At 37.3% G+C, this 18291-nt stretch carries 14 protein-coding genes and 4 tRNA genes; 15 read left to right on the top strand and 3 right to left on the bottom strand.

Annotation, left to right across the window (positions count from 1 at the left end; translation table 11 throughout):
• Position 1: 1 nt before the first annotated feature.
• Positions 2-1270 (bottom strand): dihydroorotase, encoded by a 1269-nt coding sequence (locus AAOP42_RS21010; protein ID WP_349530555.1) that lies wholly within the window; start codon positions 1268-1270, stop codon positions 2-4.
• Positions 1270-3270 carry a BatA domain-containing protein gene (locus tag AAOP42_RS21005; RefSeq protein ID WP_349530554.1) on the bottom strand — a complete coding sequence of 667 codons (2001 nt, stop codon included), beginning with the start codon at positions 3268-3270 and terminating at the stop codon, positions 1270-1272. The genes AAOP42_RS21010 and AAOP42_RS21005 overlap by 1 nt, the downstream gene beginning before the upstream one ends.
• Before the next feature lie 614 nt (positions 3271-3884).
• Between AAOP42_RS21005 and AAOP42_RS21000 the strand changes: the two genes are divergently transcribed.
• Genes AAOP42_RS21000 through AAOP42_RS20990 form a run of 3 tightly spaced genes read left to right on the top strand, consistent with a single transcriptional unit; the run spans position 3885 to position 7284 of the window.
• Entirely contained in the window at positions 3885-5135 is a 1251-nt protein-coding gene (locus tag AAOP42_RS21000) for an efflux RND transporter periplasmic adaptor subunit (RefSeq protein WP_349530553.1), read from the top strand.
• Positions 5136-5176: 41 nt separating this feature from the next.
• Positions 5177-5890, top strand: coding sequence for an ABC transporter ATP-binding protein (locus AAOP42_RS20995; protein ID WP_349530552.1), 714 nt, complete (start codon positions 5177-5179; stop codon positions 5888-5890).
• Between the two features lie 47 nt (positions 5891-5937).
• Positions 5938-7284 (top strand): TolC family protein, encoded by a 1347-nt coding sequence (locus AAOP42_RS20990; protein WP_349530551.1) that lies wholly within the window; start codon positions 5938-5940, stop codon positions 7282-7284.
• On the opposite strand, the gene AAOP42_RS20985 is transcribed toward AAOP42_RS20990, so the two are convergent.
• On the bottom strand, positions 7281-9107 hold the full coding sequence (locus AAOP42_RS20985) for a M1 family metallopeptidase (protein WP_349530550.1): 1827 nt from the start codon (positions 9105-9107) through the stop codon (positions 7281-7283). The two genes, AAOP42_RS20990 and AAOP42_RS20985, sit on opposite strands and share 4 nt — an antisense overlap.
• A 347-nt stretch (positions 9108-9454) precedes the next feature.
• Between AAOP42_RS20985 and AAOP42_RS20980 the strand changes: the two genes are divergently transcribed.
• The 12 genes from AAOP42_RS20980 to rpoB all read left to right on the top strand — a co-directional run bounded on the left by AAOP42_RS20980 (position 9455) and on the right by rpoB (position 18269).
• A tRNA-Tyr gene (locus tag AAOP42_RS20980) sits at positions 9455-9537 on the top strand.
• A gap of 20 nt (positions 9538-9557) precedes the next feature.
• A tRNA-Gly gene (locus AAOP42_RS20975) sits at positions 9558-9630 on the top strand.
• A 14-nt stretch (positions 9631-9644) separates the two neighbouring features.
• Positions 9645-9716: transfer RNA gene (locus AAOP42_RS20970), tRNA-Thr, on the top strand.
• Between the two features lie 220 nt (positions 9717-9936).
• Complete coding sequence (tuf, locus tag AAOP42_RS20965; protein WP_349530549.1) at positions 9937-11124, top strand: elongation factor Tu; 1188 nt, start codon at positions 9937-9939, stop codon at positions 11122-11124.
• A 107-nt stretch (positions 11125-11231) separates the two neighbouring features.
• A tRNA-Trp gene (locus tag AAOP42_RS20960) sits at positions 11232-11304 on the top strand.
• A gap of 33 nt (positions 11305-11337) precedes the next feature.
• A complete protein-coding gene (secE, locus tag AAOP42_RS20955) occupies positions 11338-11529 on the top strand; it encodes a preprotein translocase subunit SecE (protein WP_349530548.1) in 192 nt (63 codons plus the stop codon).
• Between the two features lie 24 nt (positions 11530-11553).
• Complete coding sequence (nusG, locus tag AAOP42_RS20950) at positions 11554-12114, top strand: transcription termination/antitermination protein NusG (protein WP_349530547.1); 561 nt, start codon at positions 11554-11556, stop codon at positions 12112-12114.
• 1 nt (position 12115) lies between these two features.
• Complete coding sequence (gene rplK, locus AAOP42_RS20945) at positions 12116-12556, top strand: 50S ribosomal protein L11 (RefSeq protein WP_349530546.1); 441 nt, start codon at positions 12116-12118, stop codon at positions 12554-12556.
• An 11-nt stretch (positions 12557-12567) separates the two neighbouring features.
• Positions 12568-13266, top strand: coding sequence for a 50S ribosomal protein L1 (gene rplA / locus AAOP42_RS20940; RefSeq protein WP_349530545.1), 699 nt, complete (start codon positions 12568-12570; stop codon positions 13264-13266).
• Positions 13267-13319: 53 nt separating this feature from the next.
• On the top strand, positions 13320-13847 hold the full coding sequence (gene rplJ, locus AAOP42_RS20935) for a 50S ribosomal protein L10 (RefSeq protein ID WP_349530544.1): 528 nt from the start codon (positions 13320-13322) through the stop codon (positions 13845-13847).
• Positions 13848-13888: 41 nt separating this feature from the next.
• Positions 13889-14266, top strand: a complete 378-nt coding sequence (gene rplL, locus AAOP42_RS20930) for a 50S ribosomal protein L7/L12 (RefSeq protein WP_349530543.1) — start codon at positions 13889-13891, stop codon at positions 14264-14266.
• Between the two features lie 130 nt (positions 14267-14396).
• Positions 14397-18269, top strand: a complete 3873-nt coding sequence (rpoB, locus tag AAOP42_RS20925) for a DNA-directed RNA polymerase subunit beta (RefSeq protein ID WP_349530542.1) — start codon at positions 14397-14399, stop codon at positions 18267-18269.
• The last annotated feature ends 22 nt before the right edge of the window (positions 18270-18291 follow it).

Genomic DNA, 18291 nt, shown 5'->3' with positions numbered 1-18291 from the left:
GTTAAATAGAAGGGTCGATATAGTACTTTCCTCCGTTGATCACTGCCATTACTTTTCCTTTCAGCCTCGTATTGTACAAAGGAGAGTTGGTGGATTTGGACTTGTTGGATTTTTCATTGAAGTCCCATTCTTCTTTTTCGCTGAATAACGTAAGGTTGGCTGATTCCTTTTCCTGTATCGTGCTCGTTGGGATTTTCAGGATCGCTCTTGGAACTGACGTAATCTTATCAATCAATGTGTCCAGTTCTATGGATTTGGTAAGTCGGTTCAATTGAGAGTAGAAAGTTTGCAATCCCAGTAAACCAAAGGCTGCTTTGTCAAATTCCAGTTTTTTGTTTTCCTCGTCTTGCGGCGTATGAGAAGAAACGATCACATCAATAGTGTCATCATTTATTCCCTTGATTAGTGCATTTCGATCTGTTGTCCTTCTGAAAGGTGGGTTGGACTTGAAGTTTGTATTGAACTTCATCAAATAAGAATCGTCATAAATCAGGTGATGAATAGAGACATCACAAGTTACAGCCATATTTTTCTTTTTGGCTTTTCTGATAATAGACACTGCGCCTTTGCTTGAAATATTTGAGAAGTGGATTTTGCCTCCGGTATATTCCAGAATATCCAAATCTCGCTTGATCATGAGTTCTTCTGCCAAAGCAGGCATGCCTTTCATACCCAGCATGGTACTGGTAATACCTTCATTCATATCTCCAAACTGCGTAAGCATGCGATCTTCGGGTTTGTTAATTAGAAGCCCGTCGATTTTTTGAAGGTAAATAAGTGATTTTAGTAAAATGTCTGTGTTCCATGTTGGCATCTCACCATCAGTAAATGCAATAGCACCCGCATGGTGCAAATCGATCATTTCGGTCAGGTCTTCACCTTTGGAGTCAAGCGTGAGAGCAGCCATAGGATATACATCCGGCAGATATGCGGTACTTCTCGATTTAATATACTCTATATGACTTTTGGTCTGAATGACGGGTTCTGTATTGGGAAGCGTAGCGATACCGGTAAATCCTCCGGTGGCTGCTACTTCACAACCCGATTGAATGTCCTCTTTGTGTTCCAGTCCGGGATCGTTGAAATTAGCACGCATATCAAACCACCCGTTTGATATTTTCATTCCTTTGCAGTCTATGATTTTTTCGGACCGGAAATTGATATTGCCTATTTTGTCAATTTTGCCATCCCTAACGTGAATATTTTGAATGGTATTGTGAAATGGGGACTTGGAGTCTATTATTCTAACTTCCTTGAAGACTATGTCCATTATAAGAATCTTAAGAAGAGGGTTTCTATTAATAAAAATATCAATGACAAAACTAAGGCATATTTCCATAAATTAATGCCTTGATACCTTTCTTTCATTTCCTTGCTGAATGAGTCGGCATCTGCACTTTCCATTATTTCCACATTTTTCAATGAGCCAAATGCTTTCGATATTTCTTCTACAGAGAGTTGAGTTGGGTCAGATTCACTTTTTGAATAATTGAAAGCCAATACATTTTTCGTGATACCATTGTATTGAAGGTCATAAAATCCGGGAGTCAGAAGGTATTTAGGGATATCAAGGATCAGGTTGTTGCCTGATATACGTTGCTCGGGTATGTATTCTTCTTCACCTCTGATCAGCTTAAAAAGTTGGTCATTTTTGATACTATCCACTTTGATTGTGACTATTGGATCATCTATAGAGTAGCTCAAAGGAGTGTAGTTGTTGCTACTCAATGCTGCCATTCTGTACAATACAGGCACAAATAAGGCATGTTTATGGAAGTTGGTAAACTCATCTTGCAGAGGTGTAGCCAACATATAAACAGAACCCTTCTTTTGAATTTTGGTCAAAAAGGGCAATCCGTTTTTTGTTTTCAAAAGATCAATACCTATAGGTGACCAGGTGATGATATTGGTGGCATCCGGCATTTCAGTTTTGTTGTCTATTTCTGTAAAGATGTTTTCGAAAAATGGATTGGTGACATCAGGGTTTTCTAATGCCAGTTTTTCTCCTTTTTCCAGCGTTTTTACCTTTTGTCCCAATAGTGATTGAATACTCAGACTGTCCGGTGTTTTGGCTGGAATTACCAATACTGACTTGCCCTTGTTTGTAAGATCATTGGCAATGTTCAGAATGCTGTTATCAATATTGGACAATTGATTGATAATCAGCATGTCTGATAATTGAACCGTATTGTAATCAACAGAGCCATTTTCGAATCTGTGGTAGTCGAAAAGTTCGTTTTCAGAATATACTTGTCCAATGTAGTCTTTTGCCTCATTAGAATGAATTTCACAAATAGTGATTTTCTTTAGCAAATTCAATGTGAAAAAGTATTCATTGTCAAATGTGAGTGGGAAATCCTCAAAGCTGATTTTACAATAGTTAAGGTCTTTTAATTCAAAGTTCAGATCAAATACAATTTCTGAACTGGCATTTTGGCTAATATCAATACTTGCCGAAGCACTCTGCTCTTCATTAATAAAAAGTTTCAGAATAATATCATTCGCATCATCAGTTCCTATATTTTTCACTTTCAAGTGAAGTTTATTCACTTCACTTGAAATCAAAAAGGGGTTTTCGAGGTACATACTGTCAACAAAAATATTATTGTGAGCAGTATATTGTACTGGTATGACTTTATAGTTGTTGACAGAGTCTCGGGGAATTGTTTGATTTACCGAAAAAGATGATTTCTGAAAATCAGACAGGATGTATATGTCCTGTTGTTTGGTAAGGTTTTCAACTGGATTGATTTTGTTTATAATTTCTGCTTTAGACCTGATGAGGTAGGAATAGTCCAGCTCCGTAGCAAGTTCAAGTGCTTTCTCTTTTGATTTTGGGTTGATGGAAGACGGAGCAAAATCATTAGTAACGATCTGAAATTTTGTTTCATTAGAATAAAGGTCTATTATGTTTTCCAAAAAAGAAATGCCATTGTTGAGCCCTGTCAAATCATTGTCTGAAATATTGGAAGTACTTTGAGAATTATCCAGATAAATTTTTACCAGAGAACTATTCATCCCTTTTTCATTACCTGGCAAGAAAGGTTGAGCAAAGGCAAAAACAAGAAAAGCTATGACGAGTAACCTGCATAACAACACCAGCAGGTGTTTTACCTTTAGTTTAGAACTGGAGCTTTCTTTTACATTTTCAAGAAAACTGACATTAGAAAAATAAATTTTCTTAGCTCTTCTGAAGTTAAACAGGTGGATGATTACAGGTATGGCCAGCGCAAGCAGGCCCCACAAAAAAGTCGGATAAAGAAAGCTCATTGGCGGCAAATGTATAAAACAATTGGCTATGTAAGAAAGCCAACAGGTGAATATTAAAATACAGAATTCTCTTGTAAAAGAGCTCTTCAAAAACGAATTGTATTCTGATATGTTTTAACCTTATAACTCGGACGCAATCGAAATATTTTGCTTGACTGTAGGGAATAGGCAATGCCTTTTTGGAAAGATATTCAATCTGTCAAATTGAATAATTAATATCATAATTTGCATTATACTTAGATTGATGTAAATCTGAACCAGATTAAATACTCAATCGTTTTTTTTTCTCTTTTTAAACCTTATATTCGTCTTGTTGTTGTGGATTAAGATTTGATTAGTCCTTTTTATTTTGAGTTTTTGACCTTGGGGTTCAAGTTGAGTTCTTGAACCCTTTTTTTGTGCTTTTTTAACCCTTCTGCTTTCTCAATTTACTATTGCATTACATTTATCACGATAAACGAAGTGGTCGATAGTGAACACTTGTTGTTTCGTACCTGAACATGTACCCTTCATTAATTCATTTATATTAATTACTAAATAACAGTTTATCAGTAACTTAGATGTATGGCATCCTTATTGAAAAGGCTTTGTCGAACTTGAAAAGTATTGATTGAATGGATCGCAAGATTAAAAAGAAAATATGGACTCCTGCCAGACTGATTTCATTAGTGTTAGGCAGTCTGTTTGTTGTTTTTATATTGTACAGTTTTGTATTTGCCGAAAAAGGCTCAAAACTCAACGTGTCGGTTGAGAAAATCAATATATCAGAAGTGATTCGTGGACAATTCAGGGAATTTATTCCTGTGGATGGCAGTGTTTTGCCTATCAAAACCATTCGGCTTGATGCTATAGAGGGGGGGAGTGTTGCCAAAAAATTTCTCGAAGGAGGAGTTCTTGTAGAGAAGGGAGATACTATTATTAAGCTGAATAACAACAACCTGGTTCAGAGCTTTATTCGTGAAGAAACTCAGGCTTTTATTCTGGTTAATAATTTGGAAAATACGAAGTTGGCCCTCAAAAGAAATGACTTTGAGATGAAGAGAAGATTGATTGATCTTAATTTTCAAATTGAAGAAGCTAAAGACAACTACGAGCGCAGCAAAATACTGCGAGAAGAAAAGGTAATTTCAGAACAGGAGTTTTTGACCATAAAAAGAAACTATGAAAAATTGGTTTCCAGCCGTGAGATAGAAATAGAGTCTCAAAAATTTGATGTAGAGAACAGCAAATTGCAGATAGCTCAAACCGAGGCTACCTTGAAGAGGACAAGGAATAATCTGGATATGATAAAGGCAAACCTTGACAACTTATACATTAAGGCTCCCATCTCCGGTCGGATTTCATATATAAATGTTGAAGTGGGTGAATCTATAGGAGCTGGTCAGAATATTGGCCAGATTGATGACCTAAATGGCTTTAAGGTGCGTGCTTCTATAGACGAACATTATATATCAAGAATCTATGATGGACTCAAAGGGACATTTGATTTTGCCGGAGGCAGTTACGACCTCACTATTTATAAAGTGTACCCTGAAGTAAACAATGGTTTATTTTCTGTAGATCTCAAGTTTGATTCAGACATACCCAAGGGCATACGCAGGGGTCAGACACTTCAGATCAAACTCCAGTTAAGTGAAAATATAGAAGCAATTCAGATTCCCCGAGGTAGTTTTTATCAAACTACCGGAGGCAATTATGTATTTGTAGTTGATCCTTCAGGAGAGTTTGCCATCAGGAGAAACATCAGGCTGGGAAGACAAAATCCAAGATTTTACGAAGTTGTGGAAGGGCTGCAACCTGGAGAGAAAGTTATTGTCTCTTCTTACGATGGATATGAAGATAAAGACCGTTTGGTATTCAAATAAGTACTCTACCCAATTAAAGAATTTATATAAAAAAAGAAAAAATGGAAAATGTGAAAACACTCATCAAAACGATAGACCTGAAAAAGTTTTATTACACAGATGAAATTGAGACTACTGCTTTAGCCAGTGTCAACCTGGAAGTGAAAGAAGGGGAGTTTGTTGCCATTATGGGCCCCTCGGGATGTGGTAAATCTACTTTACTCAATATTATTGGCTTGTTGGACAATCCTTCTGAAGGTAAATTTTATTTTACTGATCAGGAAATATCAGGATATTCGGAAAGAAAAAGAGCAGACTTAAGGAAAGAGAACATAGGGTTTGTATTTCAAAGTTTTAATCTGATTGATGAATTGACCGTTTTCGAAAACGTAGAACTGCCATTGATTTATTTAAAATATTCTTCTGCTGAAAGAAAGAAAAGGGTAGAAGAGGTGTTGGAGCACATGAAAATTATGCATAGAAGAGATCATTTTCCTCAACAGCTTTCTGGTGGCCAGCAGCAGCGGGTAGCTATTTCCAGAGCAGTGATTGCCAGGCCAAAGTTGATATTGGCCGATGAGCCTACTGGTAATCTGGATTCCGCTAACGGACAGGAGGTGATGAATCTTTTGACTGACCTTAACGAAAATGGAACAACCGTAATCATGGTAACGCATTCGCCTATGGATGCTGAATATGCTCATAGAGTAATTCATTTGTTTGACGGTCAGATTGTTTCTGAAAGTCTGAATGTTAAAGACAAAGCTTTGGTTTGATAATATTTATGGATGTATTATCATAGCTAAAATAGATTTACACTTATATGAGTTTTATAAAAATTTTGTTTGGTGCCCTGAGTTGCTATCTTTTTACGCTTACTGTACATGCTCAAAAAGTATTGACCCTGGATGATTGCATTTCTATAGCTATGGAAAATAATATTGATTTGAAAAGAGTTCAAAATAATGCTTTGGTTGCCAGATCAAATCAATTTCAGGCGATGATGAATTTTTTACCCTCTTTAGGAGCGGGGGTTAATTACAGTTTCAGAAATGGCACTTTCTTCGATCAAAATGCTGCACGACAAGTTTCAGCAACTACCAACTCTTCCAATCCCAGTATCAATGCAAGTGTCAATTTATTCAATGGCTTTGCGAATCATTACAGTGCGAAAGCAAGAAAGTTTGAAACTCAAGCTTTAGAACATGGCATTGAGGAGCAGAAAATAGAAGTTAGGGCATCTGTTTTAGAATTTTATCTAAATGTGGTCTTGGATAAAGAAAATATTAAAATATCCAATGACAGGATTAAGCTTTTAAGTGCACAGTTGGAAAGAGAGAAGAAAAGAGAGTCAGTAGGTGTAGGAAATTTGGAGCTGGTTTATAACTTTAAGTCTCAGTTGGCCAATGAAAATTTAAACCTTGTAAAACTGACCAACAGGTTAAAGTCTGATCAGTTGTCGCTTTTACAATCTCTTGGAATGGAAGTTTCCGGAGAATATGAAATTGCCCCTTATGCTTTTCAAAAGGATGAATTGCTTTTGAGCGAAGAAACTTTTGGAGAAGTAATCCGGGAAAGTGTGGAATATTCACCAAGTATTAAAAGGGCAAGAGCAGGATTACAAGCTTCTACCTATGGATTGAAAATTGCTCATGCGGGGTATATGCCAGTAATTTCAGCTTCAGGAAATTTAGGATCTAACTACTCATCGAATGGGGCATTGAATCCTGAAAGTGGGAGCTTTGAACGTGATGCCGGTTTTTTTGATCAGCTATCATTCAATAAGTTTAAGTCCTTGAATTTCTCATTATACATTCCAATCTTCAGCAATTGGCAGAATAGAAACCAGACTCAGGTAGCTAAAATCAACCTCTTAAACTCTGAGCTGGATTTGAAACAATCAGAGTTGGCTATTACCAATACCTTACAAAAAGTTTACCTTGATCTGGTTGCCGCTCAGAGTACTTACCAGGCAGCTCAGGAAAACCTGATTGCTTTGAATCAATCTTATGAATTTGTAAGTACCCGCTATGAAAACGGGAATACAGATTTCTTTACCTATCTGGAAAGCCTCAATAGTAAGAATACAGCAGAAATAGAATTAGTTAATGCCAAATACAGCATTATTTTCAGAAAGAAAATTCTGGATGTATATAAGGGAATGTTTTAGTTTGGAATTTCTTGGTATTTTAATATTGCATCAATGGAACTTGAAGACACATGATGGTAGTTTGGGCGTGCTTTTTTGTAAATCTTCATAGCCATTTGTTTACCGTTCTCTGTTTCTATTAGCCTTTTGTACAAAGGAGTTAAAAATTTCCTTCTTCCGGTATTGATTAAAAACTTTTCAAGTTTCTGATAACCCTGCTCATATTGATTACTGATCACATGCTCCAGCCATGCAGCGAGTATTTCGCTGTTGCCGGATAATGTAAACCCAAAAGCAGTATCTAATTTGCTCATTTGAGTATTGTCCAGTTTAGCAGGTAATTTTCTCACAAAATGTTGCCATTCATGCGAACTCCATTTGTCTGACTCAAACCGTGATATTAATACTTCCTTATTTTCGTTCTCCAGCCAGTTTTTCAGTGCAGATTCCACATTTTCAAATTTATTAGACTCAGGTGTTGGATGATTTGCAGGCAGGCCGGGTTCGTAAATCCAGGATTCATAGAAATTAGGATCTATATTTAGATTGTTTAATACAATCAGATTTGTTTTCAAGTATTCAACAAAACCCTCTGTATTCATTCCTTTGAAAGCATTATCAGAAAAATACTTTTTAATAAAAATATCGAAAGTGTCTCTTCCTACAGTTTCTTCGAGTAGCCTGAGAAAATTGTAGCCTTTGTCATAAGCAACGCTGGTCACTCCGTCATCCGGATTTCTACCCTCAAGGTTTAGTTTTAGCCTTGTGTCATCTCCTTTTCCTGATTTGATCATTTCTGAAATTTCTGTTTTCAAATCTTCAAGGCTTAGGGATGCCAACATTTCAGAATAGTCTCTACCATAAAGCTCCTCCATTATCCTTTGCTCAAAATAAACAGTAAACCCTTCATTGAGCCAAAAGTCATTCCATGTAGAATTGGTTACCAGATTACCCGACCAGGAGTGAGCCAGTTCATGCGCTACGAGTGATGTAAGAGAGCGATCTCCAGCCAAAATAGTCGGTGTGGCAAATGTTAGCCTGGGGTTTTCCATGCCACCAAAAGGGAAACTGGGAGGTAGTACCAAAAGGTCATACCGCTCCCATTGATATGGTCCATATAAGTTTTCAGCAACTTTTATCATATTTTCAGTTTCAGCAAACTCATAGGTGGCATTTTCTAGTATTGACGACTCTGCATAAACTCCCGTTCGATCTCCTAAAGATTGGAATTCTAAATCTCCAACAGCTAGTGCCATTAAATAAGCTGGTATTTTTTGTTTCATTTGAAAGTAATACAAACCAGTTTCATTTTTTTTCTGTGGATTTTCTGCACTCATCAGAGCCAATAGGCCTGATGGAACTTGCACTGTTGAATTATAGGTAAATCTTATGCCAGGGGAGTCTTGAATAGGTATCCATGATCTGGCAAGGATAGCCTGAGATTGTGTAAAAAGAAAAGGATGTTTTTTTCCTGCGGTTTGTACAGGTGATAACCATTGTAGTGCCTCGGCATTTTCTCCGGTAGAATACCGGATGTAAATGGTATGTGTTGTAGGTTTTATTTCTATTATTATAGGTCTTCCTAAATGTTCTTTTTCTTCCCCGATTTTGAAATCAAGATTATTCCCTGATTCACTTTCTTTTATTGACAATATCTTTAACCCTTTGGAGTCTAAAATTATTTGAGTAGCATCTTTACTGGTTTTTATTTTATACCGGGCTGTTGCTTCTATTTTATTCTGATCAAAATTGATAGTAGCTTGCCAGTCCAGATGTGTGATCACAGCTTTAGATGGGTCGGCAAAAGTATGAATATCTGTTGTGGCTATGTTTTCTAATGACATTTCTTGAGTTTTGTTTTGATGTTTACATCTGAAAGAAATCAATAGTATTATGATTAACAAAAAGTAATATTTGATTGCATTCATATCGTTTTTGATATTAAGTACGAAAGTTCGAAGATAAGAAATTATTAAGTCTGCCTGATTAGAATTTCAAAGTGTTGATAAGTACCCTTGAATGTGTCAAAAAAGCATAGTTTATTTTTTTTTTGAAATAATCTCAAAAACGCTAAAAATAGTTTTGCAAAAATTTGAATAAGAATCAAAAGCATATAATTTTGCACTTCCTTAAAAAGAAGGGCGAAATACTAGGCTCTATTTTTTAAGGAATGTTCTTAAAAATCATGTACGGGGGGATACCAAAGCGGCCAACTGGGGCAGACTGTAAATCTGCTGACTTATGTCTTCGCAGGTTCGAATCCTGCTCCCCCCACATTGGCAAAAATATTAGAAGCGGGAGTAGCTCAGTTGGTAGAGCGACAGCCTTCCAAGCTGTAGGTCGCGGGTTCGAGCCTCGTCTCCCGCTCTATTTTTGAACCAGCCGATGTAGCTCAGGGGTAGAGTGCTTCCTTGGTAAGGAAGAGGTCACGGGTTCAAATCCCGTCATTGGCTCTTAATCAATGACTGGTCTTTGATTCTGTAAAGTAATTTACTCGACTGATGTTCATTGGAAAGGAGATTGTAAGATGTCTTCTATGAAGTGGTGTCGGATGTTGATGTCACTTTCACCCATTTTAGGGTTTTGTTAGTAATTGGTCAATAGATTCGTTTATTGTTAATTATAGATTTATATTTTTTAAATAGAGTTTAACTAAAATAGAAATTTTCAAACATGGCTAAAGCAAACTTCGACCGTTCCAAGCCCCACGTTAACATTGGAACAATCGGTCACGTGGATCACGGTAAAACTACTTTGACTGCAGCTATCTCAAGTGTACTTGCAAGTAAAGGACTTGCAGATGTTAGGGACTTTACTTCTATCGACAATGCGCCGGAAGAAAAAGAAAGAGGTATTACCATCAACACATCACATATCGAGTATCAAACAGCAAACAGGCACTACGCTCACGTTGACTGTCCAGGTCACGCCGATTATGTAAAAAACATGGTTACAGGTGCGGCTCAAATGGACGGTGCTATCATCGTTGTTGCTGCTACTGATGGCCCTATGCCACAAACAAGAGAGCATATCTTGCTTTCTCGTCAGGTTGGCGTACCGGCTTTGGTTGTGTTTATGAACAAAGTGGATTTAGTTGACGATCCTGAATTGTTAGAATTAGTGGAAATGGAAATCAGAGAATTGCTTTCTTACTACGATTTCCCAGGGGATGATATTCCTGTAATAGCTGGCTCTGCTCTTGGTGCACTTAACGGTGAGCCTGAGTGGGTTGCAAAAGTAGAAGAATTGATGGATGCTGTGGATAACCACATTCCACTTCCAGAGAGATTAATAGATAAAGATTTCTTGATGCCTGTTGAAGATGTGTTCTCTATTACTGGTAGAGGTACAGTTGCTACTGGTAGAATCGAAAGAGGTGTGATTAACACCGGAGATCCTGTAGATATCATTGGTATGGGAGCTGAAGGTCTTAAATCTACCATCACTGGTGTTGAGATGTTTAGAAAGATATTGGATAGAGGAGAAGCAGGTGACAATACCGGACTTTTGCTAAGAGGTATTGAAAAATCTCAGATTAAGAGAGGTATGATTATTTGTAAGCCTGGATCGGTTACACCTCATGCTCACTTTAAAGCAGAAATTTATGTGCTTTCAAAAGAAGAAGGTGGACGTCATACTCCATTCTTTAAGAAATACAGGCCTCAATTTTATGTAAGAACAACTGACGTAACTGGTGAAATTTCTCTTCCTGATGGGGTAGAGATGGTAATGCCAGGTGATAACGTTACTATTGAAGTTCAATTGATTAATAAAATCGCTCTTGAAAAAGGATTAAGATTTGCAATCAGAGAAGGTGGACGTACAGTTGGGTCTGGTCAGGTGACTGAAATCCTTGACTAATTAGGTCTCAAACACATTAATAAATACGTTCTGTATAATTTATGCAGAACGTATTTGTTTATTTGAAAAATTAAATCTAATTTTGCAGTCCTTTTGGGCTGAGGTACACGGGTGTAGCTCAATTGGTAGAGTAGTGGTCTCCAAAACCATTGGCTGGGAGTTCGAGTCTCTCCACCCGTGCAAAATTTAAGAAATACAGCAAAGGTTTGAACAATGTCTAAACTGGTACAATATATTAAGGAGTCTTACGACGAGATGGTTCACAAAGTGACTTGGTCCAAGTACAGTGATCTTCAGAATAGTTCTATTTTAGTATTGGTCGCTTCCCTGATCTTTGCGTTATTCATCGGCTTGATAGATTTAGGTTTTGAAAATCTGTTGAAGTGGTATTATAATAATCTTTAGTAATCAAGATAAAGTCCTTTTGTTATGAGTGAATTGAAATGGTACGTTGTACGTGCTGTCAGCGGTCAGGAGAGAAAGGTAAAGAATTACCTTGATAACGAGATAGTTAGAACAGGTTTAGTGGACTATATTCCTCAGGTACTTATCCCTTCTGAAAAGGTGTATGAGATGAGGAATGGGAAGAAAAGAGTTCGTGAGAAAAATTTCTTTCCTGGGTATGTTTTAATTTCTGCGGATATAAATCATGGAGAAGTACAACATACTATCACTAATATTCCTGGAGTAATAGGTTTTTTGGGTTCCAACGATGCTGGTGGCCCATCAAAAGTACCTGTTCCACTACGTCAAGGAGAGGTGAATAGAATACTAGGAAAGGTAGAGGAGGTTGATGAATTTGAAGAGAAACTAGATACACCATTTATTATAGGTGAAACTGTAAAAGTAATGGATGGTCCGTTTAGTGGATTTACGGGGGCTGTAGAAGAAGTCTTTGAAGAAAGAAAGAAGCTGAATGTTATGGTGAAAATCTTTGGACGAAATACCCCGGTTGAACTTAATTATATACAAGTAGAAAAAACTGAGTAAAATGGCTAAGGAAATTAGTGGATACTTAAAATTACAAGTTAAAGGTGGTGCGGCAAACCCATCTCCTCCGGTTGGACCTGCTCTTGGTAGTAAAGGGCTTAACATAATGGATTTTTGTAAGCAGTTCAATGCCAGGACACAGGATAAACCTGGGCAGGTATTGCCTGTATTGATTACTATCTATGCGGATAAGTCGTTTGATTTTGTAATCAAAACACCTCCGGCGGCAGTGTTGTTGATGAGTGCTGCGAAGCTTAAAAAAGCATCAGCTGAACCAAACCGTATTAAAGTAGGATCTGTGACCTGGGATCAGGTAAAAGAAATTGCTGAGACTAAAATGGCTGATTTAAATGCTTTTGAGATCGAAGCAGCTATGAAAATGGTAGCAGGTACGGCAAGAAGTATGGGAATAAATGTTAAAGGTACTGCCCCTTGGGCCTAATTTTTAGAAAGATGGCAAAGTTGACAAAAAATCAAAAATCAGCACTGGAGAAATATGATCCAACTGTAGAATACTCATTGGATGATGCTTCTAAAATTGTAAAGGATATTACCACAACTAAATTTGATGCATCTGTGGATGTTGATATTAGGCTGGGTGTTGATCCAAGGAAGGCTGATCAAATGGTAAGAGGCGTGGTGGCATTACCTCATGGTACGGGTAAGGACGTTAGAGTTCTTGTATTGTGTACTCCTGATAAAGAGCAAGAAGCTAAAGATGCAGGTGCTGATCACGTTGGACTGGATGATTATATCAAGAAAATCGAAGAAGGCTGGACTGATATTGATGTTATTATCACTATGCCTACTGTGATGGCAAAAGTGGGTAGAATTGGTAGGGTATTAGGGCCTAGAGGTTTGATGCCAAATCCTAAATCAGGAACTGTAACTCTTGATGTGGCTAAAGCTGTTGGTGAAGTAAAGTCTGGTAAAATTGACTTTAAGGTAGATAAATTTGGAATAATACATGCCAGTATTGGTAAGGTGTCTTTTACTCCTGAAAAGATAAAAGAGAATGCCTTGGAATTGATTCAAACTATCGGAAAATTAAAACCAGCTTCAGCAAAAGGTACTTATTTCAGGACAATCAATATGTCTAGTACTATGAGTAAGGGTATTTCTATTGATAAATCCACAATTTCTGGATTGTAAAATTTACTTAACACCTTGGCTCTTATATTTAGAGTCAAATAAGTTAAAAGAAAATGAAAAGAGAAGACAAAGCAGTTATAATTGAAGAAATTTCTCAGAAATTCAAAGACAATATGAGTTTCTACTTTACTGATGCATCAGGATTGACTGTAGCTGAAGTAAATCAACTTAGGAGAAAGTGCTTTGAAAAAGGAATTGAGTATAGAGTGATTAAAAATACTCTTATCAAAAAAGCTCTGGAAACTATTGATGCTGATTTTTCTGCATTGGATGAATCTGTGTTAAAAGGATTTTCAGGAGTAATGTTTTCAGGTGAAAACGCAAGTGAACCTGCAAAACTTTTAAAAGAATTTAAGAAAAAAGACAGTAAAGACCGACCAAAACTTAAAGGGGCTTCCATCGAATACGATCTCTTTATTGGTGAAGATCAACTAGCTGTATTGAGCAATTTCAAATCTAAGAATGAGCTTATTGGTGAAGTTATCGGATTGTTACAATCACCTGCCAAAAATGTTGTTTCTGCTCTTCAAAGTGGAGGAAACACTATTGCAGGTCTGGTTAAAACATTGTCGGAACGTTAAATTTAGGTATCAATTTATTAATTTTTAATTATTAAGGTAAAATGGCAGATTTAAAAACATTCGCTGAGCAGTTGGTTAACTTAACTGTAAAAGAAGTAAATGAATTAGCTGGAATATTGAAAGACGAGTATGGAATTGAGCCAGCTGCTGCTGCTGCTCCTGTGGCTGTGGCTGCTGCGGGTGGTGGAGAAGCTGCTGCTGAAGAAAAAAGCTCTTTTGATGTAATCTTGAAATCACCAGGAGGAGCTAAACTAGCAGTAGTTAAGCTTGTAAAAGAATTAACTGGTCTTGGATTGAAAGAAGCTAAAGAATTGGTTGACGGTGCTCCAAAAGCAGTAAAAGAAGGTGTGGCAAAAGACGAAGCTGAAGGGCTTAAGAAACAACTGGAAGAAGCTGGTGCTGAAGTAGAGTTGAATTAATAGTTTGGCCTGCAGAGAGCTATAGGCCTAAGATTTTTAGACCTGCTCCCGACTGATATCGGGATCAGGTCTTTTCCTGTTTCTATCAAATAATTACTTTTCGAAGATTATTAACTAAAACAATAAAGCTTTGGCTAATAAAACTAAAACTGGAAGAATTAATTTTTCTTCTATAAAATCAGTGATTGATTACCCTGATTTTTTAAATGTTCAATTACAATCGTTTAAAGATTTTTTCCAGTTAGAGACCCCTGCTGAAAGAAGAATTCAAGAAGGTCTTTTTAAAGTATTTTCAGAAAATTTTCCCATTAGTGATTCCAGGGATAATTTTTTGTTGGAATTTATCGACTACCTTGTAGATCCTCCAAAATACAATGTTGATGAGTGTATCGACAGAGGCTTAACTTATTCTGTACCTCTAAAGGCCAAATTGAAATTGTCATGTAATGACGAAGACAATGATGACTTTGAGACTATTGAACAAGAGGTCTTCTTAGGAAATATACCATATATGACAGCTAAGGGATCTTTCGTGATCAATGGGGCAGAAAGGGTTATAGTTTCTCAGCTACACAGATCTCCTGGAGTGTTCTTTGCACAAAGTAAACACACCAATGGAACGAAACTTTACTCTGCCAGGATTATTCCTTTTAGAGGTTCCTGGATCGAATTTGCTACAGATGTAAATAACGTCATGTATGCTTATATCGACCGGAAAAAGAAATTCCCTGTAACAACTTTGCTTAGAGCAATAGGTTATGGGTATGACAAAGACATCTTAGATTTATTTGGTCTTTCTGAAGAGGTAGAAGCTGATAAAAAGAATCTGACATCAGTTATAGGAAGGAAACTTGCTGCAAGGGTTTTAAGAACCTGGACGGAGGATTTTGTGGATGAAGATACAGGTGAGGTTGTTTCTATCGACAGAAATGAAGTTATCCTTGAAAGGGACTCTATAGTGAATGAAGAAGATATAGAGACTATATTGGATTCAGGTTCAAAGTCTATCATTCTTCATAAGAAAGATGTAAATATCACTGACTATTCCATAATCTACAATACGCTCCAAAAGGATAATTCAAATTCTGAAAAAGAAGCTGTAGAGCAGATTTATCGTCAACTTAGAAATACAGAGGCTCCTGATGAGCAAACTGCCCGAGACATTATCAATAATTTATTCTTTAGTGATAAAAGGTATGATCTTGGAGAAGTTGGCAGATATAGAATAAATAAAAAATTAGGCCTAAGCCTTGACAATGAGGCAAGGACTTTGACCACTGAGGATATTATTCTTATTGTGAAGTATTTGATCGGATTGATCAACTCCAAAGCTGTAGTTGATGATATTGATCACTTGAGTAACAGAAGAGTAAGAACAGTAGGAGAGCAATTGTATTCTCAATTTGGTGTTGGACTTTCCAGAATGGCTCGTACCATTAAGGAAAGAATGAACGTTCGGGACAATGAAGAATTTAAACCAATTGACCTGATCAATGCGAGAACATTGTCTTCTGTGATCAACTCATTCTTTGGCACCAACCAGTTGTCTCAGTTTATGGATCAAACGAATCCATTGGCTGAAATTACTCATAAGAGAAGAATGTCTGCTTTAGGACCGGGTGGCCTTTCAAGAGAAAGAGCTGGTTTTGAAGTAAGAGATGTGCACTATACCCACTATGGTAGATTGTGTACCATTGAAACTCCGGAAGGACCAAACATTGGTTTGATTTCTTCTCTTTGCGTTCATGCAAAGGTGAATGGAATGGGATTCATTGAAACTCCATACAGAAAGGTAGAAAATGGCAAGGTCAATATGACCAGCGATGTTGAATATCTGACTGCAGAGGAAGAAGATACTCACAATATTGGGCAGGCGAATGCTCCTGTTAAAGACAATGGTGAGTTTATTAATGATAAGGTTAAAGCCAGATATGAGGGTGATTTCCCTGTAGTTGATCCTAAGGATGTAAAGTACATGGATGTAGCACCTAATCAGATTGTCTCTGTGGCCGCTTCTATGATTCCATTCCTTGAGCATGATGATGCAAACAGAGCCCTGATGGGATCAAACATGCAGCGCCAAGCTGTTCCATTGATGAAACCCCAGGCTCCTATTGTTGGTACTGGTCTCGAATCAAGAGTTGCATTGGATTCAAGGTCTTTGATATTATCGGAAGGAAACGGAGAGATTACTTATGTTGATGCTAAGAAGATCATTGTAAAATATGATGTTAGTGAAAACGAAAGTCTGGTTTCCTTTGATACCGAGTACATTACTTATGACCTTATCAAGTTTAGAAGAACCAATCAGGATACTTGTATCAACTTGAAGCCTATTGTGTTGAAGGGAGATAAAGTAGTTCCTGGTCAGCCTTTGGTTGAAGGTTTTGCTACAGAAAATGGAGAGTTGGCATTGGGAAGAAACCTGAGGGTTGCATATATGCCTTGGCAGGGATACAACTTTGAGGATGCGATTGTTATTTCTGAAAGAGTAGTTAGAAATGATGTATTCACATCACTTCATATTGAAGAGTTTGACCTGGAGGTAAGAGATACTAAAAGGGGCGAGGAAGAATTAACTTCTGAAATTCCAAACGTAAGTGAAGATGCTGTTAAAAACCTTGATGAAAACGGAATCATAAGAATTGGTGCTGAAATCAAGGAAGGAGATATTCTTATTGGAAAGATTACTCCAAAAGGAGAAACGGATCCTACTCCTGAAGAAAAATTGCTTCGCGCCATTTTTGGTGATAAAGCAGGTGATGTAAAAGATGCTTCTTTGAAGGCATCTCCATCGCTGAGAGGAGTAGTAATTGACACCAAACTATTTTCAAGGCCAAGAAAGGACAAGGATCTTAGAGCTAAATCTAAGAGAGAAGTTGAAATCTTGAAAAGTCGATACGCTCAAGAGTTGAGTGAACTTCGTACTGAAATGATTGAGAAGATGGTGAAACTCCTAGGAGGAAAAACCTGTGAAGGAATTAGACACAAATTTGGTGAAGAAGTTATATCGAAAGGTGTAAAATTCACTGCTAAAAACATCGAAGAGAATCTATTTCCTCAAAAGAATATTTACAGAGACGAAAGTAACTACCATGTTCCTCAGGAGGTAAACTTAATAGCAGACTTAGTTCTTGAGAACTGGACGAGTGATCAGGTGATTAATGACCTTGTAGTGGAGTTGGTTAAAAACTTTGTGAAGAAAAGATATGAAATTGGTGGAATATTCAAAAGAGAAAGATTTACTCTTGAAGTTGGAGATGAACTTCCTGCTGGTATTGTAAAACTTGCCAAGGTTTATGTTGCTAAAAAACGTAAACTAAAAGTAGGTGATAAGATGGCTGGTCGTCATGGAAACAAAGGTGTAGTTGCGAGGATTGTAAGGGAAGAGGACATGCCGTTCCTTGAAGATGGAACTCCAATGGACATAGTATTGAATCCACTCGGTGTACCATCAAGGATGAATATTGGTCAGATTTATGAAACTGTACTGGCTTGGGCCGGACTTCAATTAGGTAAAAAGTATGCTACACCAATTTTTGATGGGGCAAGTATGGAAGAGGTAGCTGCTGAGTTGGCTGAAGCCGGACTTCCTGAATACGGAAGAACCTACCTTTACGACGGTCTGTCTGGTCAAAGGTTTGATCAACCAGTAACAGTTGGGGTAGCCTATATGTTGAAATTAGGTCACTTAGTAGATGACAAAATGCACGCAAGGTCAATTGGGCCATATTCTTTGATTACTCAACAGCCATTGGGTGGTAAAGCTCAGTTTGGTGGACAGAGATTTGGGGAAATGGAAGTTTGGGCACTTGAGGCATTTGGTGCAGCGCATGTACTTCAGGAAATCCTAACCATTAAATCGGATGACGTAATTGGTAGAGCAAAAGCATATGAAGCTATCGTTAAAGGCGAGAATATGAATAAGCCTAATATTCCTGAATCTTTCAATGTATTGGTTCATGAATTGAGGGGGCTTGCTCTGGAAATTACTTTAGATTAATTATTATTTGAACTCACAGCCT

The organism is Reichenbachiella sp. MALMAid0571 (assembly GCF_040151475.1).
Taxonomy (GTDB): Bacteria; Bacteroidota; Bacteroidia; order Cytophagales; family Cyclobacteriaceae; genus CAXBNB01.
Note: the sequence above shows the minus strand (reverse complement) of the source record. Positions and strands in the feature narration are given on the sequence as shown.